Source organism: Abiotrophia sp. HMSC24B09 (genome assembly GCF_001815865.1).
Taxonomy (GTDB): Bacteria; Bacillota; Bacilli; order Lactobacillales; family Aerococcaceae; genus Abiotrophia.
In genome coordinates this window covers 161,228-186,974 of sequence record NZ_KV822195.1, presented here as the reverse complement: position 1 = coordinate 186,974, position 25,747 = coordinate 161,228, and the positions used below count along the sequence as shown (strand labels likewise).

Below are 25,747 nucleotides of genomic sequence, written 5' to 3'. Positions count from 1 at the left end.
TGCCTCCATAGTCTTGTCTTAAATATTTTCGATTTTTTGTAACCAGGACCCATCCTGCGCATTGAGGTAGTAATAGGTCAAGGTATTATTATCATTCTTGATGGTGATTTCCCAGACGGGCGTGTCTTTGATCATGCCCAAACGCGCCTGCATAATCTTATAATTCTCATTGTCTGCTAAGGCAATAGCCTTGGCATCTTCTTCTGAGATAATCTGATTTGGCGTGTAGTAATTAACGGTCCCACCCTCACGTTTCACAATCGCATAACGTTCTTGGCCACTGTCATCCACAAAATCCAAGGCAAAGTAAGCCTCAGAAATGGTCGTCCAGTAGAACTTTTTGACGTCTTTGACAGTGTAGTCCGTCTCAATCAGTCGCACGGCCTCTTGTTGAGCTTGGTGCGATTTGGCTTGGCTTGAATAGAAGACCCAAGCAAAGATGAGAAAGATGATGAGGAAAAAGAGCGTCAGTCCTGAGACCACTTTACGGTTTAACATACTTGACTCCTCCTGTCGCCACTTATCTGTACTATCATACCATAATTTCTCCAAAATTGCATGAATTTTTGGCTAGCTGACTAGGCTGGATTAGTGACTGGGCAAGATGGGAACCAGGTCAATGGCGGGCGCCAAGTATTCCTCAACCTTAGGGCTATAATAACGAGTCCAAACGCGTTCATCTAGGAGATAGTAGTCCGCCTTGCAACTAGAGCTAGCGACTTGAGCCAACAATTTCTTAAGACGGAAAATCATTTGTGGTAGGGTCAGTTGATCAAAGGCCTGGTTGTCTGATAAGCCAAGCACCTGACTTTGGCCTAGGGTCCGCTCATTGGTCAAGGAGTCAAATGGTAGACGGTCTAAGATCACTAAGAGCTGATCGACTGACAGAGCGAAGGACTCCTCTAGGAAGAGGCGTCTGGGCACAATGACAATGGCCTTGTCATCGGCTTCGGCGCGGCGCTTAATTTTCTTAAGGCTGCCATTTTGTCCCTGACTATAAATCAGGTAGCCCTCTTCCAGCAAGGAACTTTCCCATAGGAGACGGTAGTATGTCTGAGCTTGGGCCTTGTTATTGGCAAGAATGAGAACGTGGCTAGCCCCCTTCTCGGCCAGCTGATCCTTGATAAAGGCCAGCAATTGCTCGGCCTCTTCATAGCCCTGACCTGACTGGGCATAAGCCAATGGCACCTGGAGGGTCAGACCGTTGGCTTGACTTTGCTCAGGTAGGCTTAAGTAAGTGGCCCCCACTTGCCAGAAACGTGCCAGGCCATAGCCTAAAGGCTGGTCATACTGGCCGTCCGACAAGAAGGCAATCTGCTGGTACTGGCTTAGCTGAGGCAGGTGCTTGTTTCTCATAATTAAAGGCACCCGACTAAGGGCCAATTGGTAGATTTGGCCATTGCTGACCTGGCCTTGAAGCCGTACATAGCTCCCCTCTGACTGCTTGGCTAGTAGTCGACAGGTCGTTGCCAGATGGCGGTAGGTCCGTTTTTGTTTGGCTCCTAGTTTGACGGTTTTTAACCAGTCCTGTAGCTGCTGGCCTAAAGTCGCCACTTGAGCCATGACGGTCAAATAGCGGGGGCTGCTCTTGACTAGGCAGGCTGTCCACCAGTCATTACTAGCATTACCTAAATCACTGACTTCAAACTCTGCCCGCATACTTTCCAGCAGGTCATAGCTAGTGGCCAGGCAGGATTCGAGCTGGGCCTCCTCCTGACCTTGATCTAGTAAGGCCTTCAGCTCTACAAAGAGTTGGCTGGCATCCAGAGTAGTGCCTTCTTGGTCCACCAGGCCTTGGTAGCTGGCCTCTAGGTCTAGGACTAGAACCCTAGCCTGACCCAGAAAGGCCAGCGGGCTGTCAGCGACTTGCTTTAAGGATAGCCAGTCTTTTTGGCTCATTAAAACTAAGTCTTTGGCTTTAAGCCCCTCCAGGTAACGGTGATAACCCACCTTCTTACCCGTCTTAGCCACAAAATCATAGCGCCGCATAATCTGACTAATATCCAGTTCAGAGTTCAATTCATCCAAACAGCCGAACTGGCTGTTAGTCAACCAAACCAAGGCAGCCGCTAAAACGGTAAGCTCCTGTTGGTTGGCCCGGCTTAAATCAAATTCATGGCAGAATTGGTAGACCGAGGCCATATCGACAAACTGATAGGATGGTCGGTAAATGCCCGCCTCCTGACTGCTGACTTCTTGCCACAGGGCTTGCCAATGGCTGATTTGACCCTCATTTTCTAAAACTAGCAGGGCCTTGTCCCCTTCTTGGCGCCAAGCATGGAGTAGAGCCAGTGCCAAGCCTTGATGGTCCTGACGGGCCTGAGCTTCTAGCACTAAGGGTGATTTATCCTGACCGGTTTCTTGCCAATAGGCTACCGCCGTTCTTTGCTTGGCGCTAATTAGGCTAGCATGACTAGCTTGGGATTGACTGTCACCCTGCCCTTCCGGCCAACTTACTTGGCAATAAAAGCTGCTAGCTTGGTTGAGAAATTGGCTAGCTTGATAGGGTAAGGCCTTAAAAATTGGCTGCAAGGCCAGTTTAGTCCCATAGTCTAAATCCGCTGCCTGATGAGCCAAAACATCCAACAAATGGGCCGTCATCCGGGCATCCCCCAAGGCATCATGGGCGTCTTGGAAGTTCAAGCCAAAGAACTGGCTCAAATCCTGCAAGTTAAAACCTGGTGCCTGTGGCAGGAAGATTTTAGCTAACTGGACAGTGTCCAAGGCAGGTGGCTGAAAGTCCAAGCCTTGTTCAGCAAACTTGGCCTGCAAAAAGGTCAAGTCAAAGCCCAGGTTGTGGGCCACAAAGAAACAATCTTTGAGTCGCTCATACCAGAGGCCTGCCACCTGGCTAAAGGTCGGCGCATCCTGAACCTGGTCTGGTTGAATGCCTGTGATGGCCGTAATATGAGTGGGAATGTCTCGTTCAGGATTGAGTAACATACTGTGTTGGGCTAGGACTTGTCCATCTTCAATCAGGACAGCCCCTATTTGGATAATTTGATCACCTTGATCTAGGTGAGAGCCCGTTGTCTCTAAATCGACAACCGCAATTCTTAGTCCTTTAGCTTTCAAGATAATCAGCTCCTAACGCTTGAGCTTGGGCCAAGAGGCCGGCTGGGTCATTAGCCAAATCCCCCATGACGACCTGGCGCTCCAGCTCCAAAAGTAGGCGACCAAGTCCGGCATTACCTCGGCTTAAGCCTAGCGCCTCCATGACCTTTTGCCCATTAATGGCCAAGTCCGACCGACTGGCAAGCGGCAATTGGGCCTTAGCTTGGGTCAGTTGATGAGGTTGGCTCAACCAGGCTTGATGATAGGCATAGGTCTCATAAATAGCCAAAACATGGGCTGGCATCTGATAAAGTTGCCAGGCATCCAGTGGGCCTGCCGCAAAGGCTTGATCTAAGTCCAATAAGTCGCTGACGTCCTTAATGAAAGGATTGCTGTGCTTCCAGTCACGTAAAAAGACTCGCGCCTGAGCAGAGTCCAGGCCCAAGGCCTTAACTAATGCCCACCAAACCAAGCGTTCATCGCGCGCTACGCCAGCAGCAATTTGAGCAGCTAGGGTCTTATAGACCTGCCGCCAGACGGCTAAGGCATCTACTTGCTCCATGCCCAATAAATAAGCGCAAAGACCAGATTCAGTCAAGGGTTTATAGCTTGTCCCTAGATAGTCACCTTGCATGAGCTTACTGAGCTCAATCCGAATGCGTTCAATGGACACATAGGATAAGTTAGGGGCTAGTTGTCCAATAGCCTCAAAGGTCTGGGACTCAATCTCAAAGCCTAATTGGCTAGCAAAGCGCAGGGCCCGCATCATACGCAGAGCATCTTCATCGAAACGTTCCAGGGCAGTCCCAACAGCACGTATGATGCCGGCTTCTAGATCCTGCTCCCCACCATGGTAGTCATAGACCCTGCCCAAACGGTCCAAGGCCAAGGCATTAATGGTGAAGTCCCGTCTCAGCGTATCCTCGCGTAAATTGCGAACAAAGTTCACCTGGTCAGGCCGGCGCCGATCACTATAGGTCCCCTCCGTTCGGAAGGTGGTAATTTCATAGTTTTCTTTCTTGTAGACCACTACAATGGTCCCGTGCTTCTTGCCCACATCAAAAGTGACCGGAAAAATCCCTTGGATTTCATCCGGTGTCGCACTAGTTGCAATGTCAATATCATGAATTTCCTTGCCTAAGAGGGCATCACGCACGCAGCCACCAACAAAATAAGCCTCATAACCATGAGACTCAATGGCTTCTAGGAGGGGCATGGCCGTCTGAAACAAGGGATTATTGAGATTAATAGTCTTGGTCATGCCCTTCTAGTTCCTCCAGTTGATTTAATAGTTGATTGACGATATCAAAAGCTCCCTGATCTAAAGCTAGGTCGACCTGCTCCTTCAATTGCTTGCGTCTGACTTGGCGGGTAACTTGAGTCAGTCCCATTTCCAATTGATCCAAAAAGGCACTATCTTCAGGTAAATAATCCGGCTGAGTAAAGAGATCATAGCGATAGAGGGTCGCAATATAGTCAGGAATATTAAGTTCTATGTAAAAAGTGACGGGTTGAGCCCCTTGAGCATTGAGTCTCAGGTCATGGAAAGCCTGCTCACAAGAACTGTAGGATTTGCCTTCCTTATAGTAACGGAAAGGCACTGCCGTCTGCTCCACATAGGAGATATAGACACCGTGACTGGCATATTCGACTTGATCCGAGAACTCAACATATTGAATATAATCAGGCTGAACCATTAAAAACTCTAAAAAATAATTAACCGTTGGGTTGGCATGCCGATAATGCTGCAAGAGCCAAGCAATAAACTGACGTTTACGTTGATGCTTATTAATCACAGTGTTTCCTCCTTTCTGAGACTTAGCTTTACTCTTCTATATCCTGAGACTCATGGTCTGCTTCCGCCAAAATCCGGTCTAAAGTAGCGACTTCTCGGTCTAAACCCCAAGCCACAAAATACTGACGGGCTTGTAACCAAAAATCCTGATCTCCTGCCATCAGGTCCAAGGCCTCTTGATAGGCCTCTTGAGCCTGCTCCCGCTGGCCTAGGTCTGCATAGAGTGGTGCATAGAGACAAGACAGATACTCGGGATCTGGAAAGTCTGGCGCCAGAGTATCTAAGACCTCTAAGGCTTCCTGGGCACCCTCATGCTGAGCTAACCAAGCAATCAGATAGGTGGCAATGGCATAGGTCAAGTCTTCATTTTCCTGGAGCAGGTAGGCATCCAATAATTTGTCCTTAATAGCCGGCGTCAGATAGTCAATGGCCTGGCATAAGGCCAGATAATCCGCCAGGCGTCCATCATCTGCCAGAGTCACTTGAAAGAGCCAGTCAAGATTTTCCCTCAAGCTAGCTTGGTGTCCCAGGCCTAAAGCCAATTCTGCCACTAAGTAGTGGATGTCCACGGAATCTGAGTCCAGGGCAAGAGCTTGTAGAACAGCCTCATAAGCGAGAGCCAGATGCCCCACCTTTTGATAGGCCAAGGCCAAGAGGTAGTAATCTTCCGCACTAACCAGCGGCAGGTCTTCCCAACTTACTAGGGATTGAATCCATTCTAGCTGAATCATCTCATCTTCTAAAGCTAAAGCCAGAAGCCGTTGCCGAATCAAGGCTCGGTCCACCTTATCTGAAAAGTAGTCTAGCAAGACTTGATAGTAGTCCTTGGCCTTGCTATAGTCCCCCTCTTCAATCTTGACTTGAGCTAGCAGTTGATAGGGCTCAAATCGAGTCGGATAGGTTTGAATTAAGTCCTGTAATACCTTCTGGCAGGCCTTTACTTGCCCCAGTTCAAAGAGAATCTGAGCCTCTAACCATTGGACAAGAAAGACGGCTTGGTCTGTCTTGGCCCGGCTCAACCATTCATAGGCACTGGGATAATCGGCCAGCTGGAAGCAGGCCTTGGCCAGATAGTAGGCAACCTTTTTCTTATGGGTTAGCTGATAAAGCTGGTCTAAGAGCCAGACTTGCCACTCCCGATAGCCCCGCTTAGCAAAGTAATCCGATAAATCTAGCAGACCCTGATAGGTTTGGCTATCATCTGGTGCCTCTAGGAGTGCTCCTTCTAAGACACTATTGACTTGGTCTAGGGATTGACATTCCTCACAGGCTTCAATCCAACGGCTTAATTCACTCATAAGACACCTCCACCTTCATTATACCACGAAGCCCAACGGGAGTCACTCCCAGCTAGGCAAAGAGTGCTTAAGTAAGCAACCAACTAAGGTTGACTGATTACTAGACAAGCAAAGAGGCTGGGATAATCCCAGCCTCTAAAAGGTCTTTATTTAACTAAGAAGAAAGTGTTGAATACAAAGACTGCTAAAATGGCAGCACAGATTGGCGCAAGTACTGGTACCCAAGCGTAAGACCAGTTAGAGTCCCCTTTGTTCTTAAGTGGTAAGAATTGGTGAACCAAACGTGGACCTAAGTCACGAGCTGGGTTGAGGGCTGGACCGGTTGGCCCACCGACTGCGATAACCAAAGCCCATACCAAGAAACCAAGCGCTAAGTGAGCCAAACCTGGGTTGTTAGCGAACATTTGCCCTTTGGTAATCCCTACTGCTGCGAAGAAGAGGATGAAAGAACCAATAAATTCGCCCACAAAACCGTTCAAATGGCTGTTAGCAGCGTTAGCCGTTGAGAAAGTCCCCAAGATGTGTGCTTGGTTGGTTGTTTGATCATAGTAAGGCTTGTACATTGCCACTACTAAGAGTTGACCGAACATTGCCCCTAAGAATTGAGCCACAATGTAAGGCACAACTTCTGCCCATGGGAAGTTACCATTGATAGCCAAACCGAGGGTGAAAGCTGGGTTGATGTGGTTACCGCTGACGTGACCGAAGATCATAGCTGGCATCATAACCGCAAAACCATAACCGATCGCAATCAGGTTCCAACCGTGAGCTCCTTCACCGCTACCCGCTTTGGTGCCTTTTAAGTCAACGTTGGCAACAGCCCCGTTACCTAAGACGATTAACATGGCAGTGGCTAAAAATTCTGCAAATAAACGTACGCCTAATGACATATTACATAACTCCTTTTGATAATGAAAATCGCACCGTCTGGTGCTGATGGATTATTCCTTTGCTAAGTGTACCATATGTCAGGGGGGCTTTCAATTGCCATTTTGTATTTCAAAACGCTTTCTTATCAGGACTTTTGCCCATCAAAAAACTGGAAACGATATCGCCGTTTCCAGTTAAGATTTTTAGGCTTCTTCTGCTTGGTTAGCTTGTTGTTCTAAGGCTTCCTTGAACTCCGTAATAACCGTCTCAGCATCTTCCGCTACTTCCTCTTGTTTTGAAGGGAAGGTAGCGTGAACTAATTGGTCCTTGAGTTCTTGGGCTGATTTAGCTAAGCTCACCCGGATTTCTTCCGTCTTGCTGTTAGCCGCATCATAGAAGTTAACCCCTTTTTCGACTGCTAAATCGCGGTACTCCCCTGCCCGTTCTAAGGCGAGGTCGCGATATTCAACAAAACGTTCACCTGCTAAGTCCTTGTATTCATGAGCACGCTCAGTCAAGTCCTCCCGCAATTCTTTCCCTGCCTTTGGGGCATACAAGAGGGCTACGGCAGCCCCTACAAGGCTCCCCCATACTAAACCTGCAAAAAATCCTGATTTTCTTGACATGCTTCATACCTCATTTCTTTAGTGTAATTTCGCCCGCCGTTTGTGACGGTTTCTTTTGGATTAAGTAATCCAACTGTGATCCGGTCGCCTTAGGCTTAGGCTTGTCAGCTGTAGGCGTCGTCGGTTTGACACCCGCTGCTGCTGGTGCCTTAGTTTCTGCTTCTTGCTTACGGTTGCCAAAAGGTGTCACACGTTTTAAGAAGTGGCCTGCCTTGAAGGATTGGGTCACCTTACGAGTAGAAGCCTGTACGCCACTGACTGAAGTCCCCAAATCGCCTACGGCCTTGAAGAGCGGGTCAGTTTGTGCTAACTTGCCATTCAGATCGTCAACCAAGCTATTGGACTTATTAAGAAGTCCTTCCACTTCAATTGAGAGTTGGTCCACATCTTTGGTAATGATTTTGATGGAATCATTGACCTCGACCACCGTTTGCTTAACTTCTTTCATGATTTTGTTGAAACCAATTAAGGTCCAACACAGAAAGAGGACTAATAGCGCAAAGGCTAGCGCCGCAATCAAGGCCGCAATGCTTGTCCATTCCATTCTGCCTCAAATCCTTTCACGTTAAACTTTACTATTCTTATCATACCACGATTCTAAGAGGAGAACAAGGTAAGCACTTAATCCAAGAGATGAATCCCAGCCTGTTGAAGCTGAGTCAAATAGCGGAAATAAAATGCCCCTGTCAACCGCCCCTGAGCACCGTTGGTCACATAGAAGGAAATCTGATAATAAAATTTCCCTGTGGTCGTATCCTTGACCACACCGCTAATAACCGGTTCAGCTGTTAAATCCTCTGCATAGTCCTGGCTCAGCCCCTCCGTTATGACTTGAACCTGATGGGCCAAGTCTTCCAGCTGGGTCTGGTCCGTAATGGGTAAATCAATGACGATTTGGCGGTTCTCCCGACTAAGGTTATTGACAATACTAATATCTCCATTTGGAATATAGTAGCGATTGCCACTGGTTCCCTGGATAATGGTCGTCCGAATTCCCACCGTCTGGACCTTGCCTCGAATGTCCCCGATTTTGACTTCTTCGCCTACTTCGTATTGTCCCTCCAAAATAATGAAGAAGCCATTGACCACATCGGTAATGAAGTCCTTGATCCCTAACCCGACGGCTACCCCGGCAATCCCGGCCCCGGCTACTAAGGTTGAAACTGGAAAACCTAGGATACCTAGAACAGCATAGACATAGAAGAAATAAAAGGCATAGTTAATAGCATTCTTAGTAATGGTCCAAATGGTCTGGAGTCTTTGAGGTGAAGTCTTAGGTGCTACCTGGAAGACCTTGTGGCGCAATCTAGATTCGAAAAAGCGATTGACCAAGCCTCTCCCCAGCCAAAAGATGACCGTTACTAGGAAGAATTGCCAGAGCCGGTTGAGAATTTCCGGCCAGGCTAAATGACTAATTTGGTTGAAGACATCCACTGTCTCTGTCTGCCCCCTTTGCTAGACCACTGCCTCAGCAGTCTCGAAAAGTTTAATAAGGCGAGCCACCTCTCCAGGATTGGAAGTCAAATGCAGAAGGTGGGTTAGACGCTGCATAACGTTCTTACGAGTAATAATGCCTAAGAAACGGTTATCCCCATCCACCACACAGACAAAGTTCTGGTCAATTAAGTAGTTGAGCACATCCGCTAAATGACAATTAGCTTGGACACGCACCGGTTGACTCAGCATAACATCACGAACCCTCAGCTCGTCCAGGCGCTCCATTTCAATGGCATCTACCGTCATGACGGCTTTGATGATCATGGACATGGAGATGACCCCCATCAACTTAGACTCGGCTGACAAAACCGGAATCATGGTATAGTTGGACTGGGTTAAGATTAAAAGCCCGGTACTTAGGGTATGTTGGTCAATCACATTGGCAACATTATCCGCTGGAATCATGAAGTCCAGCATCTTGCTAGCCACTAAGGCTTCAATTTTGGGATGTATCATGTCCAGCCTCCTCAAGTAAATTTCGATCAAAAACTTGGGTCAACTGATCCAAGCGATGTTTGTCATCATCGTAGAACTCAACTTTAACAGTTTGAGGTTCAAAAGTTAGGATGGCATAGGTCCGATAAGGTAAGGAGCCCCGTGAGTAGTTAAGGCTACCCGGATTGCAGAGCAAGACACCATCCTCAATCTTGGCATAGGCTACATGGGTATGGCCGTGGAAGGCAAACTGGCAGTGATTGTCATGAGCCGCCTTGACCATCCGTTTGCTATTAAAGTAGACATTGTGGAAATGGCCATGCGTCAGGAAAATACGCCCTTGGCGAGTATTGATAATCAATTCATCCGGATATTCTGGGTCATAGTCATTATTACCGGTTACCACCGCATCTACTTTTTCCCAGACGGGATCATCAGGGGCAAACTCTGAGTCACCACAATGCAGAATAAGATCAACTTGTGGCCGGTAATACTCAACTAATTCATGGACTTTAGGCCAACGGCCATGATTGTCACTCATTAATAAGATTTTCATGCTGTCACCTCAAGCCATTCAGGTAGGCTAGCCAGGAGGGCCTTAATGGCATTGGCCCGATGGCTAATTTGGTTCTTACGACTTAGTGGGATTTGGGCAAAGGTAGCCCCTTCTTGGTCCACATAGAAAACTGGGTCATAGCCAAAGCCAGAATCTCCACTTGGCTCCAGAGCAATAGTCCCATAGGCCCGCCCTTCTACGACATGGCTGTCATGGTTAGGCGAGGCCAACACTAGGCAAGTGACGAAGTAGGCCTGACGTTGGTCCCCACTGGCTTGACTCATTTCCCGCAAGAGCTTGTCAATATTGGCTTGGTCAGACTTAGGTTGGCCGGCATAGCGAGCCGAATAGATGCCAGGCGCACCATTTAGATAAGGTACTACTAGACCCGAATCGTCTGCTAAGACTGGTAAATTCAAAAGCTTAGCAATGCTTTCTGCCTTGAGTCGGGCATTGGCTTCGAAACTATCCCCCGTCTCTTCAACCTCTGGTAAATCAGGATAGTCTAAAAGCGAGACAACTTCAATGCCCTTAGGCCCCAAAAGACGTTCAAATTCGGCTACTTTGCCTTTATTCTGCGTTGCGATGACTAACTTCAAGAATCTCATCTCCTTCAATTTGGCACTGACCGATGCTTGGCTCTGCTTGTTCCAACCAAGCAGTCACGAACTGAGCAAATTGCTTTGCATCCCCTGTCGTATAGAAATGCTGGCTTGGTGGCTGAATCTGCGCGTCTTTGGCACTGCGACTCAAACCAAAATAGTCTAAGAGCATGCTGACCTCATTCAAGGTCTCTACGCCTGAATCAATCAAGGTCACTCCTTGCCCCATGACCGCCTGAATCAGTGGCTTGAGGTGGGGATAATGGGTGCAACCCATGACCAGAGTATCAATCCCTGTCTGGTCAAAGGCACTTAAGCTTTCTCTAACCTGTTGCCAGGCCAGAGGGCTATTAAGCTGGTGATTTTCTACTAATTGGACAAAGCTTGGGCAGGCCACACTCGTAACCTGCAGATAGTCTGCCTTATCCTTCATGACCCGTTCATAAAGGTTACTTGCAATGGTCCCCTGGGTCCCGATAACGCCGATATGGTTATTCTCTGTCCGCTCAATGGCAGCCCGGCTACCAGGATGAATGACCCCGACCACTGGAATATCCAAGGTCTGGCGAATCTCTTCCAAGGCTGCAGCTGTCCCGGTATTGCAGGCAATGACTAGCATCTTAATTCCTTTTTTAAGCAGGAAACGGGTTAACTGCCAAATATAGTCTTTAACCTCTTCCATGGACCGTGGTCCATATGGGCAACGGGCATTGTCCCCCAAGTAAATAATGGATTCATTAGGCAGTTGCTTGAGGCTCTGCTTGACCACTGTCAGGCCCCCATAACCTGAATCGATAAAGCCAATTGGTAAATCTTTCATGACATTCATTCCTTAACTAGACTTTCTAATACGCTTACTTCTATTCTATCACAAATACCCATCAAACTAAATGGATGACCTCTGGCGATAAGGAAATCTTTAAAAATATGTGTCTAAGTCTACACACGACAAAAGAGGCTGGGATGGTTCCCAGCCTCTTAGGCTTACATATTTTTCACTTTCATCATCCGAATCAGGTTGGCCCGTTCGGCTTCTTCAAGCTTCATTTCGATATAGTAGATGGTCTCTTCTAACTGCGGAATAATCTGATACTCTAAACCATTAACACGGCGACGTGTTTTTTCAATCTCATCTGCCATGAGTTGGCAAGTCTTCTCGATTTCCGCTAACTTCAAGAGGTCGTCTAGGGAGGCCGTAATCGAGCCAATAGCCTGGTCCATTTCGCTGTTGGACCCGACATAGGAGTAAGGTACTTCGCTAGCATTGGCTGCTTCCTTGACATCTGCGAAGAGCTTAGGCACCGCCACACTCATGATGGAGTCCTGACGAATTTCTAGGGCCACTTCCTTGGATGGTACGGCAAAGAGTTCCTGCACCATAGCATCACTCTCTACCGACTTAGCCAATACGAAGTCTTGCATGCCTTCAACTAAGTTCCCTTCCACCTTCTGACGAAGTTGGTTGTTCTGCCGGATTAATTCAATGAACTGTCTCATCAATTCATCCCGCTTATCCTTGAGGAGCTTGTGGCCACGACTGGCGATTTTCAGACGATCCTTGAGGTTATTAAGTTCCATCCGGGTCGGTTTGACATCTAAGCGCGCCATCTTCCATCCCCCTATTCTGCTGGTTTAAGGAAGGTATCCAACATATCATCCTTAATCCGCTTGAGTTCTGTCCGTGGCAAGATAGAAAGCAATTCCCAACCCAAGTCTAAGGTTTCTTGGATTGAACGGTTGGTATAGAAACCTTGGTTGATATACTCTTCTTCAAAACGGTTAGTGAACTCAATGTATTTACGGTCCACATCGGACAGAGCCGACTCCCCTAAAACGACAGCTAATTCCTTAGCCTGCTTACCAGTCGCATAAGCTGCAAAGAGCTGGTTCATGGTTGGCGCATGGTCGTAACGGGTCTTACCTTCACCTGACCCCTTATCTTTAAGACGGGACAGGGATGGTAGGACATTAATTGGTGGCCGGTAACCACTATTATAGAGATCCCGTGACAGAATAATTTGACCTTCGGTGATATAACCAGTCAAGTCAGGAATTGGATGGGTAATGTCATCTTCTGGCATGGTCAAAATTGGAATTTGGGTAACAGAACCCTTCTTACCAATAATCCGCCCAGCACGCTCGTAGAGGGTAGACAGGTTGGTATAGAGATAACCTGGATAACCACGACGACCTGGCACTTCCCGACGTGCTGCCGAGACTTCACGCAAGGCTTCGCAGTAGTTGGTCATGTCGGTCATAATAACCAGAACGTGCATATCCTTCTCATAAGCCAAGTATTCTGCTGTCGTCAGGGCAATCCGAGGAGTTGCAATCCGTTCGATAGCTGGGTCATTGGCCAAGTTAATGAAGAGGACGGAACGGTCCATAGCACCTGTTTCACGCAGGTCATTCATAAAGAATTCTGCTTCTTCAAAGGTAATCCCCATAGCAGCAAAGACTACGGCGAAGTTTTCATCTGAGTTAAGTACAGTTGCTTGGCGGGCAATCTGTGCGGCTAATTCCTTATGAGGCAGACCTGAACCTGAGAAGACAGGTAATTTCTGCCCCCGAACCAAGGTATTGAGGTGGTCAATGGCCGAAATCCCAGTCTGAATGAATTCATCCGGATAATCCCGCGCAACCGGGTTAATAGCCTGACCATCAATGTCAAGGTATTGTTCAGGAATGAGGTCTGGGCCACCGTCGATGGCTTCCCCCATGCCGTTGAAGACACGGCCGACCATGTCTTCCGAAACCCCCAAATGCAGGGGTTTACCAGTAAACCGTACCTTGGCGCTAGCTAGGTTAATACCAGCCGAACCTTCAAAGAGTTGGACCAAGGCTTTGTCTTCTTGGACTTCCAAGACTTGCCCTTGGCGGAACTCACCATTATGTAGGCGGATTTCCACCAGTTCGTTAAAGCGAACTCCTTGGACGTCTTCAACCAACATTAAGGGGCCTACTACTTCACTGACCGTGCGGTATTCTTTAATGACTGCCATCGAGTTCACCTCCTTGGGCTAAGATTTGATGGATACTTGAGTCAATTTCTTGGGCTAGAGCCTTAATACGATCTAGCTCCGCTTCAGGAATGAACTTGCTCCGGGCAATACGGTCCCGCAAGTCCACGGTTCCAGACATGATTTCATGGAAATAAGCACCTAAAACCAAGGCTTCTTGCGCCACTTCGTGGAAGCGCAGAATGTTGGTCAACATAGCATATTGCTTAGCAAAAGATGTATAAGTATCGACTTCATCAAAGGCATTCTGTTGCAAGAAATCTTCCCGAATCATCCGCGCCGTATTGAGGGTCATGCGGTCTTTTGGCGATAGGGAATCTACCCCAACTAAACGCACGATTTCTTCCAATTCACTCTCTTCTTGGAGCAGGTTCATAGCCTTGGTGACCTTAGCAGCCCAATCGACTTGCTGCGTTTGGTCAATATATTGACCCACTTCATCACTATAGAGTGAGTAAGAGTTCAACCAGTTAATCGATGGGAAGTGACGACGTTGCGCCAAACCAGCATCTAAGCCCCAGAAAACTTTAACAATACGTAAGGTGTTTTGGGTAACTGGCTCGGAAATATCCCCACCTGGAGGCGAAACGGCCCCAATAGCGGTGATGGTCCCTTCTAATCCAGACCCTAAGACCTCTACACGACCTGCTCGTTCATAGTATTCCGCAATTCGGCTCCCTAGGTAAGCTGGGTAACCTTCATCCCCTGGCATTTCCTCCAGACGACCGGACATTTCCCGCAGGGCTTCAGCCCAACGAGAGGTTGAGTCCGCCATAATGGCAACCGAATAACCCATGTCACGGAAGTATTCGGCAATGGTAATCCCCGTATAAATAGAGGCCTCACGCGCCGCCACCGGCATGTTGGAGGTATTGGCAATCAGAATAGTCCGTTCCATGATGGACTTACCACTGGCTGGGTCAATCAATTCTGGGAATTCGTTCAAGACGTCCGTCATCTCATTCCCGCGTTCACCACAACCAACATAAACGACGATGTCCACGTTAGCAAACTTAGCGATTTGGTGTTGCACCACTGTTTTACCGGCCCCGAATGGTCCTGGAACAGCCGCTGCTCCCCCTTTGGTTACAGGGAAGAAGGTATCGATTACCCGCTGACCCGTAATCATCGGTTCGACCGGAATCAACTTACGGGCAAAAGGACGTCCCTTACGAACTGGCCACTTTTGCATCAAGGTACCTTGGAAGACTTGGCCGTCTTTACCTTCAATTTGGTAGACGGTGTCCGTCACCCGATAGTCGCCTTCTTCAATGGCTGTCAAGCGCCCTGAAATGCCATTCGGCACCATGATACGGTGCTGGATTAAATCTGTTTCTTGAACATAACCTAGAATTTGACCGGCTTTAACAGCTTCCCCTACTTGAACTTGAGGGATAAAATGCCAGCTGCGTTCACGGTCTAAGACAGGGAGGGCTACCCCACGAATGAGATAGTCACTTTCTGTTTGGCTACGGAAACGTTCTAGGGGCCGTTGAATCCCGTCAAACATCTGAGACATCATACCAGGACCTAGCTCAACAGACAGGGGTAAACCAGTTGAAGCCACTGGCTCACCTGGGCCTAAGCCCGACGTTTCTTCATAGACTTGGATGGAGGCTTGGTCGCCCCGCATCTCGATAATTTCACCAATTAAGCCCAGATGCCCAACGCGGCAAATGTCTTGAATATTGGCTTCTTCCATTCCATCAGCGACCACTAAAGGGCCTGATACTTTAATAATTTTTCCTTCTTTCAAGCAAACCCCTCCTTTACAAGATATTTTGGCCGACTGCTTTTTCAACATTGTCTTGAATCTGTTGTTTACCGATTCCTAGGCTCCCCTTATGGGTTGGAATCAAGATAAGAGCCGGTGTCACGAGTCCTTGGTAATATGCCAGAACTTCTGGAATTTCTTGAGCATAATCTTCTGTCAGGTAAATAATGCCGTAGTTATCCTTAGCTAACTGCGCCAAGAGGCGACCCAGTCCCTCTACTTGGCGGACAGGATAAATGTCAAACCCAATCATTTGAAAAGGCAGAATGGCATCATGGTTGCCGACTACGGCAATTTTGTAAGATTTAGTTGTCATGATAACCCAGTCGCATCCTTTCTTCGATGGCTTCTTTGGCGATACCATTGGCTCGACCAAGGAGAATCAAACGCAGATTCACTGCTTCCATCTCACGCCCATTCAGATAACGCAAAATCTGTCCACCAGACAAGGCATCTAGGGAGGCACTATTGACTAAGTGCGTCAAGTAGAGATCTTGAAGTTGTTCCATCTGACTGGCTTGAATCTTGCCTGATTGCATCGCTTGGACATAGGAATCAAAAACCTTGGTATAAGGCAAGGCATTAAAGGCATTAAACCAACTTGCTAACTGGCCGTCTTTAGCCAAATGCAAGATTTCCTTAGGTCGCTTAGTCCCCTTACGAGACATTAATTGATAGGCAAAACTGTTTGGCTTGTCTTGAGCCAGGGCACGCAAGGCCGTAATGGCATTGAAAAAGTCAATCTTGGCATCCACTAATTCTTGCAGGAGCGGCAAGTCGCTTTGATCAGCAATGACCCGCAAATGACGGAAATAGGCTGAATCCATCCCCATATCAATGGCGACCGTGTTCTCATAGTCCTTATACTCTGACCAAGTCTGAGCCACTTCTTCCACAATCAAGGGATCACATAAATCAGACTCTAGGGTCAGGCTCAAATGCTTGAGCGCCTCCAAGGGATAGGGGCCAATAGGAATCAGAAGATGTGACAAGTCACGACCAATGGCCCGCATTTTTAGGAAGAGCTTAAGGTTATGGTAGACATACTTGAGCCCAAAAACATTGACCAGATTTGGGTCTGGACATTGTTGGTAAGCAAAAGCATAGTCCGCCGCCAGAGCCTTCATAATAGTCTGGTCTAAGACATCGTGTTGCCGAATCTCGGCCAAAGGAACACTATAGGGTGTGCCTTCTAGATAAAGAGCTAGCTGTTCATCATCGACAGCATTCAGCAGTTGGACTAGGTTAGCCCGACTGAGGAAGCTTTGTTCCTTGACACTAATGGCTGTATTCAGTTGAGAATAGTCATGAACCGTCATGTCCTAGCCTCCTTTTTAGTCAGCAAAAATTTGATTGGCAATTTGATAGCCTTCCTCTTCATAGATAGCGGTTAACAATTCGCGGAAGAGATAGTTGTATTCAATCCGGCCTAGGGTGATGACAAAGCCTGTTTCATGGCGCAAAGGCACCCGCAGAGCCATATCTGGATAACGCGCTTGCAGTTGATCCAGTTGGTCTTGGCTGAACTTAGCTTGTGTGTCTTCACCTAGCGCTAATTCAAAGGCTTGGCCAGTAAATTGGTTTAGGACAGGTTCCATGAACTGCCAGATTTGTTGGCTGTCCCAGGCTTCCATCCGAGCCAAAGCCTCAGTGAAAAGTTCTGTTAAGACTTTTTGTTTGGCAGTCAATTTAGCTTGACGTTTCTGATAGTCTACTTGTTGTAATTGTTGTTGGTAGCGACTACGCACCTGATTCAAGGCCTGTTGGCGATGACGATCACGTTCCGCCATTGCTTGTGCTTCAGCTTTTTCTAGCAAGTCATGGTGTTCATGACGCGCCCGTCTGAGCAAGGCCTCTCCTTCTTCTGTCACCTGCGCCAAGATAGCTTGACGCAAGGATTCCATTTCACTCATATTAGGACCTCCTCCCCAGCGTCTATTGAACGTTGGTTAAGAGCATGAAGGATACAACGAAGGCCAAAATCGCGTAGGTTTCTACCATGGCCGCTAAGATGACCCCTTTCATGACATGTTCAGGACGTTTCGCTAAGATTTGAAGACCAGCAGTCGCCACATTCCCTTGGTACTTAGCAGAGAAGTAACCCACTACCCCTACTGGCAAGGCTACGAAAACATAGGCCAAACCAGTTGCTAGGCTAACCCCAGCAGACATACGCAAGAGGATGAAGAAGCCGATAACGAAACCATAAAGGCCTTGGGTACCAGGCAAGAGTTGCAAGATTAAGGCTTGGGCGAATTTATCTGGTTCTTCTTTCAATAAAGCGGCTGCGGCTTGACCGGCAGTCCCGACCCCACGTGAAGATCCCATCCCACTAAAGATAACAGCGATAGCGATGGCTAAGCCAGCAAAGAAGGCGCCCCCGTATTCTGTAAAGTAAGCAGCTAAATGTTCCATGTAATTATTCCTCCGATTTTACTTTTGTTTGAACGTTTTGATTGACTGGTGCCAGGGGCTGGAATGGCTGACCGCCGCCTTCGTAGAACTTACCGAAGAATTCGACGAACATCAAACGAGCGCCGTGGACATATCCTGACAGCATGGACAGGAAGATGTTAAGGCCGTGCAAGAGCACAAAGAGCAAGAGCCCAATGCTAAAGCGTGCCCATACTGGTAAAAAGGCCACAATGGTGTTAAAGGCCGCCCCAATACTCCCGCCTGACAAACCCAAGGCCATGAGACGTGTATAAGAGACAAAGTCCCCAATGTAACCAGAAATCCCATAGAGATTATAGAGACCTGAACCCAGTCCTCCTAGGCTCTTAGCCTTGATGACGGAGCTGAGGACAATCCCAATAGCATTGACGGCAGCTAGGATTTGGCCCACTGTGCCTAACCAAGCCGCGCCTGGAATCATTGGTCCCAGAATCATAGCGACTAAGCCTAGCAAGATGAAAATCCAAGCCAAGCCATTGGCATAGGCTTCATGGAAGTCACGCCGCTTAGCTTTCTGGTAGGTATTGAGGAAGAGTCCAGTCATGATTTGCAGGAACCCTAACCCAACAGAAAGCAGCAAGATGGTCGTGACATCTGTATTGGTATCAATCAATTTAAATGGTAGGTTAAAGCCAAAGGCTGACCCATAAATAGCTCCCCAGATAGCAGTAGATAGCCCTAGAGAGAAGTAGAACTTACAGGTCGTTCTTAGGCTTTCACGCCCCTTAATCAACCAGAGACCGATTGCGGTTGCTAACATAACCAGCAAGCCATAGCCCAAGTCGGCTACCATCATCCCGAAGAAGGTCCAATAGAATGGAGCCAAGAAAGGCGTTGGGTCGACTTCATTATACTTAGGCAAGGCATACATCCGGGTCACCGATTCAAAAGGTGCCACGAGAGGATGGTTACGTAATTTAATTGGTACTTGGTCTAGCTCTTCATCCTTGGCATCAGTAACTTTCATAACGACTAAGCCTTTGAAAGCTTGCTTGAGAGTCTCTTGTAAATGAGCCGTCGCGCGTGTTTCCGTCCATCCTTCAACCGCCGCTAAATGTTCAGTTAAACCAGCATTTTGGCTCGCTGCCTCACGCAAACTATGGTTGGCTAAGTAATCTAATTGAACTTTGAGTTGGTCTACCGTCTCTTGAGACTGGGTCAACTCTTGGCGAATGGCTTGGATGGTCTCTTGCACTGTCTTGAGCCGCTCAGAGGTCAATGGCAGTTGCTCCTGAGGCAGGCGCTCAAAAGGATACTCTAACGCCTGGAAGGAAGCAGGTGCCAAGCTATCCAAGAAGTCTGCTTGACTGCTTAATTTCTGACTAAAGACCACAACCCCTACTTCTTGGGGATTACTGAAGACTCGTTTTACCACTAAGTCTGGCAAAGCTACCAAAGCCTTGTAGTAACGATCAATACTATCTGCTGGCACAGTCCCTATTGCCACATTGACCACTTGATGGTCTTGGCCTCCTTGAGGTAAGACATCTAGCTTTTGCCACTGGGTCAAGAGGGCCAAGTCCGCTTGCAAGGTCTGAGCTTCTTTTTCTAAATCCTTGAGTCGCTTATTGAGCTGACTTGCTCGGTTAACAGCTAATTGTTCATTGAACTGACGTCCTTGGGCTTCCAATTCTTGGAAGGTCAATTCTGGCAGTCCCTCGGTTAGCGAGGCTACGAGACCCTTCTTAGGCAAATGCTGTTGATAGAGGGTCAGCGCCTTTTGCACCTTTTCCTGACGTTTCTGAAGCTGGGGAAGTAGATTGACGGCTTCTGCCTCGTCTTCCCGCTTAGACGTCCCTCGCTCATTGGCTTCAAGGTCTTGCCAATCGTCCAATACCTTGAGGTTATTGAGATGGACCTGGCCATCTTCTTGAAGGACGGTCAGTAATTCCGGCAGAAGGGCCTTGCTTGTTACCAAGGTAATCTTCTGCATTGGACTAACGGCCATAATTGTCTACCACCTTTGTCAAAATGTGTTGGAGCCAGTGTTCACGCTGGCCAGCCAAGACTTGCTCAACCAAGGCTTGACTTGCCTCTTGGGTTGAAGCTAATTCTTCTTGAGCGACTTGATAGCGTGCTTCTAACTGGGCTTCTTCTTCTGCCACTAGGGCTTGGGTCACTTGGTCGAATTGGGCGATTACCTCTGCCAACTCTTCCTCACCTACTTGACCTAAGGCAGTTACTTGTTCTTGATAGTCACGTCTTAAGGCTTCAGCTTCACGCTCGATAGCCTGCATTTCTTTCATGGTTGTATTCACACTTAATTGCACCTCCTATAACTCGGATACGCCTACTATTATACCAAAACAATCCCGTTTTTTATAGCAAAATCATTCCTCCTTCCATACCTTGAAAAAAAGTGCTTGACATTATGAACGTATGTTCGTATACTAGAGATATAGAACAGGTGTTCGCAAGAACATTATTTCGCATAGAAAGGATGATCCCCATGGAACTCTCATTAAATACTAAAGCAATGCCCGCCCTCTTCAGCAATGTTTCCAAGGCAACTCGCCAATTGTTACAACCCTTCTTCCAAGCTCCGACATCAGAGGCGAATGTCCAAGCTTTTATCATGCCAATGGACCATGTTCTGGAGCGTCTACACCAACATTATGTCAGTCAAGAAGCCTTGACACTCACCTACGAATATTATGATAAGGCCGGCAAAATCCAACTGGGCGAACGCCGTGTCTATGTCACTGGCCTCTTAAGCAATGGCCACTTCCGTTTTATGGCCTGCGACTCTGGCCTGGATTTCCTCTTGGATAGCCAGCAAATTCTCCGTGTAAAATAACCCTTGACCCACCTCAAACCACTGCCATGGTTTTGGGGCTGACGAAGCAGCTACACTCTCTTAGACGTCTCACTCCTGAGTCGTCTTTTTTGTTTGCAAGAATAAGAAAAAACCTCGTCATAGACGAGGCATAAAAATACTTTATTGACCTGTTCCTTGGCCGCTACCTGAACCTTGAGCAGGAGGCGTGACCGGTTGAACTGGTTGTGTTGGCTGAACTGGCGTAGTAGGTTGCTCACTATTTTCTGGCGGAACTGTCGGTTGGACAGGATCCGGCTGAACTGGTTGTGGTGTAACCGGCTCTTCATAATAATACTCAGTTGCTGGTGCTACTGGATTATAATACTCATTCTGCCGAAAGTTCTGCGCATTATCCTGTGTTTGGGATACTTGTTGCAGTTCTTCTGCTGTAAAACCAGTCGGATATTGATTGATAATCAACTTAGAAGTCTTGGACACCGTCGCAGTAGTCGTTCCTCCTGTATCTCCAAGAGGATCATGAAGTTGACTGGCGCTAATTGGTGTTAAGCCTGAATTCAAACGCAACTCATTGGCTACCTTAAGGCGGGAAGATAGAGGTGCATAGTAGTAGTAAATCTCATTCAACATCAAATCTTCCAAATTTTCAAAGCGAATGGCGGTGATATTTTGGAGAGCTGGCGAGTATTTCTGATAGATATTAAGGGCCTGCTTGAGATCTAGGTTAGTTTGGACGTTCTTAGCCACTACTTCCAACAATTGCGGGTAGTTGGCAATCGCCCCAACATTGGAGAGCTTATCAACCAAGGCCTTGATTACCAGTTTTTGCCGGTTTTGGCGCCCTGTCTCCCCTTCAGGATCATCATAGCGCATCCGAGCAAAGTTCATAGCATTCCAACCATCGACATGCTTGGTTTCGCCTGCTACGAAGCTTGATTCTTGATAGGTAAAGGTAATTGGGCTAGTGACATCAATCCCACCTACCGCATCAATCAACTGTTCCAGACCTTGCATATTGACCACGGCATAGTAGTCAATTGGCACATTGAGGAAGTTTTGCACGGTATCAATGGTTAAGTCGACGCCACCGAAGGCAAAGGCATGGTTAATCTTATCTTGGCCATGACCCTGAATATCGGTATAGACATCCCGCGGGATGCTGAGCATCTTAGTGGTGTGAGTCTTTGGATTGAGGGATAAGATAATCATGGAGTCGGAACGCCCCACATAGCCCTTGCTAGTGTCACGTCCACGACCATCATCGTCTGTCCCTAGTAAGAGAATATTAATCGGATCGCCGGTTTCAATAGAAGCCTCTTTTGGCCGTATCTTCTTAACCTCTACGGTACCACTCTTCCCAATCTCAGTCGAATTCTGACTGACTTGATTAGCAGTGTGGTTAATATCCCATAACATTTTGGCAGCATAGGCAGCACCTGCTAAGAGTACCAAGAAGAAGAAGACAAGAAACCAGCGACCTAGTCCCCATTTTTTCTTCTTAGAACCGTGCAGCTCGCTACGCGATTGTTTTACTTTATTAGTCATTCCATCACATTCCTTAATTATTTTCCAACTTTTCTTGTAACTGTTGGAGCAAGACATGCTGGCTGTCGGCGTCTAGATTGACAATTGACATAGGGGCTTCCGTCATTTGACTGAAGTAACCCGCCCGGAACAAGTCCAAAAATTCATCAAAAGTCATATCTGTCCGGATGGCTTCTTGCAGAAGCGCAACTTCCTGGTCTAAACTTGGCACTTTCTGCCAATTAGCTAGGCGATTGATAAGTCCTTCTAAGACATCCATTTGTCTTTGGCCTTGACTGAGAGAGGTCTCATCCGTCTGACGAGCCAAATAAACATAGACTTCACGCCCTGTCAATTTCACCTCTTGGCCCTTGGTCAGGAGACGATTTTCCAAGACAAAATCCTGCTTAGGTACTAAGGTGACGCCACCCAATCGATCAATTAGGGGACGAAGCTTAGAAAACCTGACTTCTATTGTATAATCAATCGGCACATTAAGCAACTCTTGTGTTGCTTTTTCAATTGATTGTAATGGTTTCATCATGAAAACTTGACCTAATTTACCAGCTGGTAGACTAGCACCTTCCTTAAGCGTGGATTCACTCGGAATCTGTAGTCGGGTGCTCTCTCCTTGCCCTACTTCCAACAGACTGAGGCTAATCAAACGCGTCTCCTCTGAGACCAAGCGTCCCGATTCATTATCATCCACACCTAACCACAAGAGGGTCAGGGGTTTACGCTCTCGAATACGCTCTGGCAAGCTCGATTCAGCATTAGCTGAGCTACTTACCACTTCAACTAAAGGTTCATAGGCTGAGCTGATGTTCCGTATAACAAAACTTACATAGAAGAAACAAACTACTCCAATAATCATCAAGAAGAAGATAATCAGCACTAACAGGCGACTACGCCGATAGTTACGATTATCGTACTCGTAATAGGAAGAAGGCATTGACCGTTTTGTACGTCTTTCTTTCAAAACAGTCCTCCATCTTATGCTTGAGAGGTAACATCATAACCTTGTGGGTTTTCTTTCTGCCATTTCCAAGAATCCCGGCACATATCGACCAAGTTCCGTTGAGCATACCAGCCCAAGAGTTGGTTAGCCCGGCTAGCATCAGAATAGCAGGTTGCCACATCACCAGGACGGCGATCGACAATCTTATAATTGACCTTAATGCCATTAGCTTCTTCGAAGGCCTTGATTAAGTCCAAGACACTATAGCCTTCGCCGGTCCCTAGGTTATAGGTTTCGACCCCTTTGACCGTCAAGTTACGATCTAAGGCCTTGAGGTGACCGAGTGATAAGTCCACTACGTGGATGTAGTCACGGACCCCAGTCCCATCAGGCGTTGGGTAGTCATCCCCAAAGACACTGAGGGCAGGTAATTTGCCAACCGCTACCTGGGTAATATAAGGCATTAAGTTATTAGGAATCCCTTGTGGGTCTTCACCAATACGGCCAGAGGCATGGGCCCCAATTGGGTTAAAGTAGCGCAGGATGGTAATGGACCAGTCTGGATCCGACGCCGCTAGGTCGCGGAAAATCTGCTCTTTCATAACCATGGTTGAGCCATAAGGGCTGTTAGCAGTATGCGTCGGCATATCTTCGGTTAAAGGCGACGGATTATTGAGCCCATAGACGGTTGCCGAACTAGAGAAGACAATATGTTTTACTCCAAATTCATTCATAACTTCCACTAGAGCGATGGCACCACCTACGTTATTGTGGTAGTACTTGATTGGCTCCGCAACGGATTCCCCTACCGCCTTATAGCCTGAGAAATGAATGACTGCTTGAATATCATTTTCCTTAAAGACTTGGCGCATAGCGTCCTTGTCTAAAACATCCACCTCATAAAAGGCAAAGTCTTTACCTGAGATTTGGCGAATACGATTTAATACTTCTGGTTTTGAATTAGAAAAATTATCAACAATTACAACTTCATGGCCAGCAGCTAATAATTCCACGACAGTATGACTACCGATATACCCTGCTCCACCTGTTACGAGAATTGCCATAGGAACACCCCTATTACATATTTTTATTGAACAGTCTCATTATAGCACATTTTAAGGCCAAGAGAGAGTCCTAAATCAGAATTTTATAGTTTTTTTAGATTTAGTTACCAGATAGTAACGCCCTTATCTTTCAAGCTACGAAAGGGTTTATGAGCAACTTCAAAATGTTGTGACAATTATTACGATATTTATTTACATCCCACCCTTAGCTTCCTCCTTACTCCAAAGCCGACATAAGAAAAGAGGCTGAAAGCAAGCTTTCAACCTCTTAATCTAATTATTCTAAATTCTCAGCAATGTCTAAGAGATAGTCACGGAGACCTTCTTTGATTTCTGGGTGCTTAAGCCCATACTCAATACTCATTTCCAAGAAACCTAACTTATTACCGATATCATAACGTTTACCATCAAAACGTTTAGCAAAGACTCTTTGGGTCTTGTTGAGGGTATCAATGGCATCGGTCAACTGGATTTCACCACCTGCACCCGGCGCTTGATTTTCTAAGATGTCAAAAATCTCAGGCGTTAACAAGTAGCGCCCAATAATGGCTAGGTCACTTGGGGCATCTTCTGGTTTAGGCTTTTCTACAAAATATTCAACATTGTAGATGCCATCTTCTAGCTCACGCTCAGGTGCGATAATCCCATACTTAGACGTCTCTTCATGAGGTACTTCCATGACTGCAATGTTAGAGGCATGTGTCTTCTCATAGACATCAATCAATTGCTTAGTTAGGGGCTCCTGACCCTGCATAATGTCATCCCCTAGCATGACCACAAAGGGCTCATTGCCCACAAAGGCTTTGGCTTGCAGAATGGCATGCCCCAAGCCCTTAGGATAGGACTGACGAACGAAGAAAAGGTTGACATTGGTTGGCTTAACCAATTCCAGCAAATCATCCTTACCTTGCTTACGTAGGTGTTCTTCCAATTCAATGTTAGAGTCAAAGTGGTCTTCAATGGGACGTTTGCTCTTACCAGTGACGATTAGGATATCTTCAATCCCTGCTTCAATGGCTTCTTCAACAATAAATTGAATGGTTGGTTTATCCACAATAGGTAACATTTCCTTAGCCATAGCCTTGGTGGCCGGTAGGAAGCGCGTCCCATAACCTGCAGCAGGAATGACTGCTTTCTTAACTTTTACCATTTCCCTTGCTCCTTTTCATGAAGTTTGATGGCTTAAGGCCTATTCCGAAGGTACTTCAATGGAGAGGCTAGCCTCTACTTGTTCTAGACGTGACTCCATTTCTTCTATACGACTATTGAGACTTTCAATTTCAGCTGTTTTCTTCTTCATCGGCAATTGAAAGAGTTGATTAAAGGCGTAGATGGCTACAAAGAGGAAAGCCACTAGGCCTAGCATATAGACCCAACCACTACGGGTCAGGCGCCGATTAATCTTACGGCTAAGGTCTTGGCTTGCATCGTGTGTCGGCATCTT

Annotated in this window: 28 protein-coding genes; 1 reads left to right on the top strand and 27 read right to left on the bottom strand. The window is 47.1% G+C overall.

The window, feature by feature from the left end:
• Positions 1 to 18: 18 nt before the first annotated feature.
• The 22 genes from HMPREF3093_RS02065 to HMPREF3093_RS01960 form a co-directional block, all read right to left on the bottom strand.
• On the bottom strand, positions 19 to 498 hold the full coding sequence (locus HMPREF3093_RS02065) for a PepSY domain-containing protein (RefSeq protein ID WP_070755377.1): 480 nt from the start codon (positions 496 to 498) through the stop codon (positions 19 to 21).
• Between the two features lie 90 nt (positions 499 to 588).
• Positions 589 to 3,075, bottom strand: a complete 2,487-nt coding sequence (locus tag HMPREF3093_RS02060) for an exonuclease domain-containing protein (RefSeq protein ID WP_070755376.1) — start codon at positions 3,073 to 3,075, stop codon at positions 589 to 591.
• Positions 3,065 to 4,315: a CCA tRNA nucleotidyltransferase gene (locus tag HMPREF3093_RS02055; protein ID WP_070755375.1), complete on the bottom strand. Its 1,251-nt coding sequence runs from the start codon at positions 4,313 to 4,315 to the stop codon at positions 3,065 to 3,067. Before HMPREF3093_RS02055 ends, HMPREF3093_RS02060 begins: the two co-directional genes overlap by 11 nt.
• A complete protein-coding gene (locus tag HMPREF3093_RS02050) occupies positions 4,299 to 4,850 on the bottom strand; it encodes a YpiB family protein (protein WP_023390887.1) in 552 nt (183 codons plus the stop codon). The genes HMPREF3093_RS02055 and HMPREF3093_RS02050 overlap by 17 nt, the downstream gene beginning before the upstream one ends.
• Before the next feature lie 28 nt (positions 4,851 to 4,878).
• Positions 4,879 to 6,147 (bottom strand): tetratricopeptide repeat protein, encoded by a 1,269-nt coding sequence (locus HMPREF3093_RS02045; protein ID WP_070755374.1) that lies wholly within the window; start codon positions 6,145 to 6,147, stop codon positions 4,879 to 4,881.
• 146 nt (positions 6,148 to 6,293) lie between these two features.
• Positions 6,294 to 7,037 carry an MIP/aquaporin family protein gene (locus HMPREF3093_RS02040; protein WP_070755373.1) on the bottom strand — a complete coding sequence of 248 codons (744 nt, stop codon included), beginning with the start codon at positions 7,035 to 7,037 and terminating at the stop codon, positions 6,294 to 6,296.
• Positions 7,038 to 7,220: 183 nt separating this feature from the next.
• Positions 7,221 to 7,643: a YtxH domain-containing protein gene (locus HMPREF3093_RS02035; protein ID WP_023390890.1), complete on the bottom strand. Its 423-nt coding sequence runs from the start codon at positions 7,641 to 7,643 to the stop codon at positions 7,221 to 7,223.
• A gap of 10 nt (positions 7,644 to 7,653) precedes the next feature.
• On the bottom strand, positions 7,654 to 8,187 hold the full coding sequence (locus HMPREF3093_RS02030; RefSeq protein ID WP_023390891.1) for a DUF948 domain-containing protein: 534 nt from the start codon (positions 8,185 to 8,187) through the stop codon (positions 7,654 to 7,656).
• 77 nt (positions 8,188 to 8,264) lie between these two features.
• A complete protein-coding gene (locus HMPREF3093_RS02025) occupies positions 8,265 to 9,077 on the bottom strand; it encodes a mechanosensitive ion channel family protein (RefSeq protein ID WP_070755372.1) in 813 nt (270 codons plus the stop codon).
• A 21-nt stretch (positions 9,078 to 9,098) separates the two neighbouring features.
• Positions 9,099 to 9,596, bottom strand: a complete 498-nt coding sequence (cbpB, locus tag HMPREF3093_RS02020; RefSeq protein ID WP_070755371.1) for a cyclic-di-AMP-binding protein CbpB — start codon at positions 9,594 to 9,596, stop codon at positions 9,099 to 9,101.
• On the bottom strand, positions 9,577 to 10,131 hold the full coding sequence (locus HMPREF3093_RS02015; RefSeq protein WP_070755370.1) for a YfcE family phosphodiesterase: 555 nt from the start codon (positions 10,129 to 10,131) through the stop codon (positions 9,577 to 9,579). Before HMPREF3093_RS02015 ends, cbpB begins: the two co-directional genes overlap by 20 nt.
• Positions 10,128 to 10,730 carry an XTP/dITP diphosphatase gene (locus tag HMPREF3093_RS02010; protein ID WP_070755369.1) on the bottom strand — a complete coding sequence of 201 codons (603 nt, stop codon included), beginning with the start codon at positions 10,728 to 10,730 and terminating at the stop codon, positions 10,128 to 10,130. Before HMPREF3093_RS02010 ends, HMPREF3093_RS02015 begins: the two co-directional genes overlap by 4 nt.
• Positions 10,702 to 11,553 carry a glutamate racemase gene (gene racE / locus HMPREF3093_RS02005; protein ID WP_070755368.1) on the bottom strand — a complete coding sequence of 284 codons (852 nt, stop codon included), beginning with the start codon at positions 11,551 to 11,553 and terminating at the stop codon, positions 10,702 to 10,704. Before racE ends, HMPREF3093_RS02010 begins: the two co-directional genes overlap by 29 nt.
• A 164-nt stretch (positions 11,554 to 11,717) precedes the next feature.
• Positions 11,718 to 12,341, bottom strand: coding sequence for a V-type ATP synthase subunit D (locus tag HMPREF3093_RS02000; protein WP_070755367.1), 624 nt, complete (start codon positions 12,339 to 12,341; stop codon positions 11,718 to 11,720).
• An 11-nt stretch (positions 12,342 to 12,352) separates the two neighbouring features.
• A complete protein-coding gene (locus HMPREF3093_RS01995; protein ID WP_023390898.1) occupies positions 12,353 to 13,735 on the bottom strand; it encodes a V-type ATP synthase subunit B in 1,383 nt (460 codons plus the stop codon).
• On the bottom strand, positions 13,722 to 15,509 hold the full coding sequence (locus tag HMPREF3093_RS01990; RefSeq protein ID WP_070755366.1) for a V-type ATP synthase subunit A: 1,788 nt from the start codon (positions 15,507 to 15,509) through the stop codon (positions 13,722 to 13,724). Before HMPREF3093_RS01990 ends, HMPREF3093_RS01995 begins: the two co-directional genes overlap by 14 nt.
• Positions 15,510 to 15,522: 13 nt before the next feature.
• Positions 15,523 to 15,843 (bottom strand): V-type ATP synthase subunit F, encoded by a 321-nt coding sequence (locus tag HMPREF3093_RS01985; RefSeq protein WP_070755365.1) that lies wholly within the window; start codon positions 15,841 to 15,843, stop codon positions 15,523 to 15,525.
• Positions 15,833 to 16,846, bottom strand: coding sequence for a V-type ATPase subunit (locus HMPREF3093_RS01980; protein WP_070755364.1), 1,014 nt, complete (start codon positions 16,844 to 16,846; stop codon positions 15,833 to 15,835). The genes HMPREF3093_RS01985 and HMPREF3093_RS01980 overlap by 11 nt, the downstream gene beginning before the upstream one ends.
• Positions 16,847 to 16,861: 15 nt before the next feature.
• Entirely contained in the window at positions 16,862 to 17,440 is a 579-nt protein-coding gene (locus HMPREF3093_RS01975; protein WP_070755363.1) for a V-type ATP synthase subunit E family protein, read from the bottom strand.
• A 22-nt stretch (positions 17,441 to 17,462) separates the two neighbouring features.
• Positions 17,463 to 17,942 (bottom strand): V-type ATP synthase subunit K, encoded by a 480-nt coding sequence (locus tag HMPREF3093_RS01970; RefSeq protein ID WP_070755362.1) that lies wholly within the window; start codon positions 17,940 to 17,942, stop codon positions 17,463 to 17,465.
• Positions 17,943 to 17,946: 4 nt separating this feature from the next.
• Positions 17,947 to 19,929: a V-type ATP synthase subunit I gene (locus tag HMPREF3093_RS01965; RefSeq protein WP_070755361.1), complete on the bottom strand. Its 1,983-nt coding sequence runs from the start codon at positions 19,927 to 19,929 to the stop codon at positions 17,947 to 17,949.
• Entirely contained in the window at positions 19,919 to 20,239 is a 321-nt protein-coding gene (locus HMPREF3093_RS01960) for a hypothetical protein (protein WP_143227634.1), read from the bottom strand. The genes HMPREF3093_RS01965 and HMPREF3093_RS01960 overlap by 11 nt, the downstream gene beginning before the upstream one ends.
• A 191-nt stretch (positions 20,240 to 20,430) precedes the next feature.
• Here HMPREF3093_RS01960 and HMPREF3093_RS01955 point away from each other — a divergent pair, with 191 nt between their 5' ends.
• On the top strand, positions 20,431 to 20,778 hold the full coding sequence (locus tag HMPREF3093_RS01955) for a hypothetical protein (RefSeq protein WP_070755359.1): 348 nt from the start codon (positions 20,431 to 20,433) through the stop codon (positions 20,776 to 20,778).
• A gap of 141 nt (positions 20,779 to 20,919) precedes the next feature.
• Here HMPREF3093_RS01955 and HMPREF3093_RS01950 read toward each other — a convergent pair whose 3' ends face one another.
• From HMPREF3093_RS01950 to HMPREF3093_RS01930, 5 genes are all read right to left on the bottom strand, one after another.
• Positions 20,920 to 22,302 (bottom strand): LCP family glycopolymer transferase, encoded by a 1,383-nt coding sequence (locus HMPREF3093_RS01950; protein ID WP_070755358.1) that lies wholly within the window; start codon positions 22,300 to 22,302, stop codon positions 20,920 to 20,922.
• A gap of 13 nt (positions 22,303 to 22,315) precedes the next feature.
• On the bottom strand, positions 22,316 to 23,260 hold the full coding sequence (locus tag HMPREF3093_RS01945) for an LCP family protein (RefSeq protein WP_143227633.1): 945 nt from the start codon (positions 23,258 to 23,260) through the stop codon (positions 22,316 to 22,318).
• A gap of 14 nt (positions 23,261 to 23,274) precedes the next feature.
• The gene (galE, locus tag HMPREF3093_RS01940; protein WP_070755356.1) at positions 23,275 to 24,303 is read right to left on the bottom strand and encodes a UDP-glucose 4-epimerase GalE; all 1,029 of its coding nucleotides are present in this window, start codon (positions 24,301 to 24,303) and stop codon (positions 23,275 to 23,277) included.
• 277 nt (positions 24,304 to 24,580) lie between these two features.
• On the bottom strand, positions 24,581 to 25,453 hold the full coding sequence (gene galU, locus HMPREF3093_RS01935; protein ID WP_023390910.1) for a UTP--glucose-1-phosphate uridylyltransferase GalU: 873 nt from the start codon (positions 25,451 to 25,453) through the stop codon (positions 24,581 to 24,583).
• A 39-nt stretch (positions 25,454 to 25,492) separates the two neighbouring features.
• Positions 25,493 to 25,744, bottom strand: coding sequence for a hypothetical protein (locus tag HMPREF3093_RS01930; RefSeq protein WP_023390911.1), 252 nt, complete (start codon positions 25,742 to 25,744; stop codon positions 25,493 to 25,495).
• Positions 25,745 to 25,747: the final 3 nt, after the last annotated feature.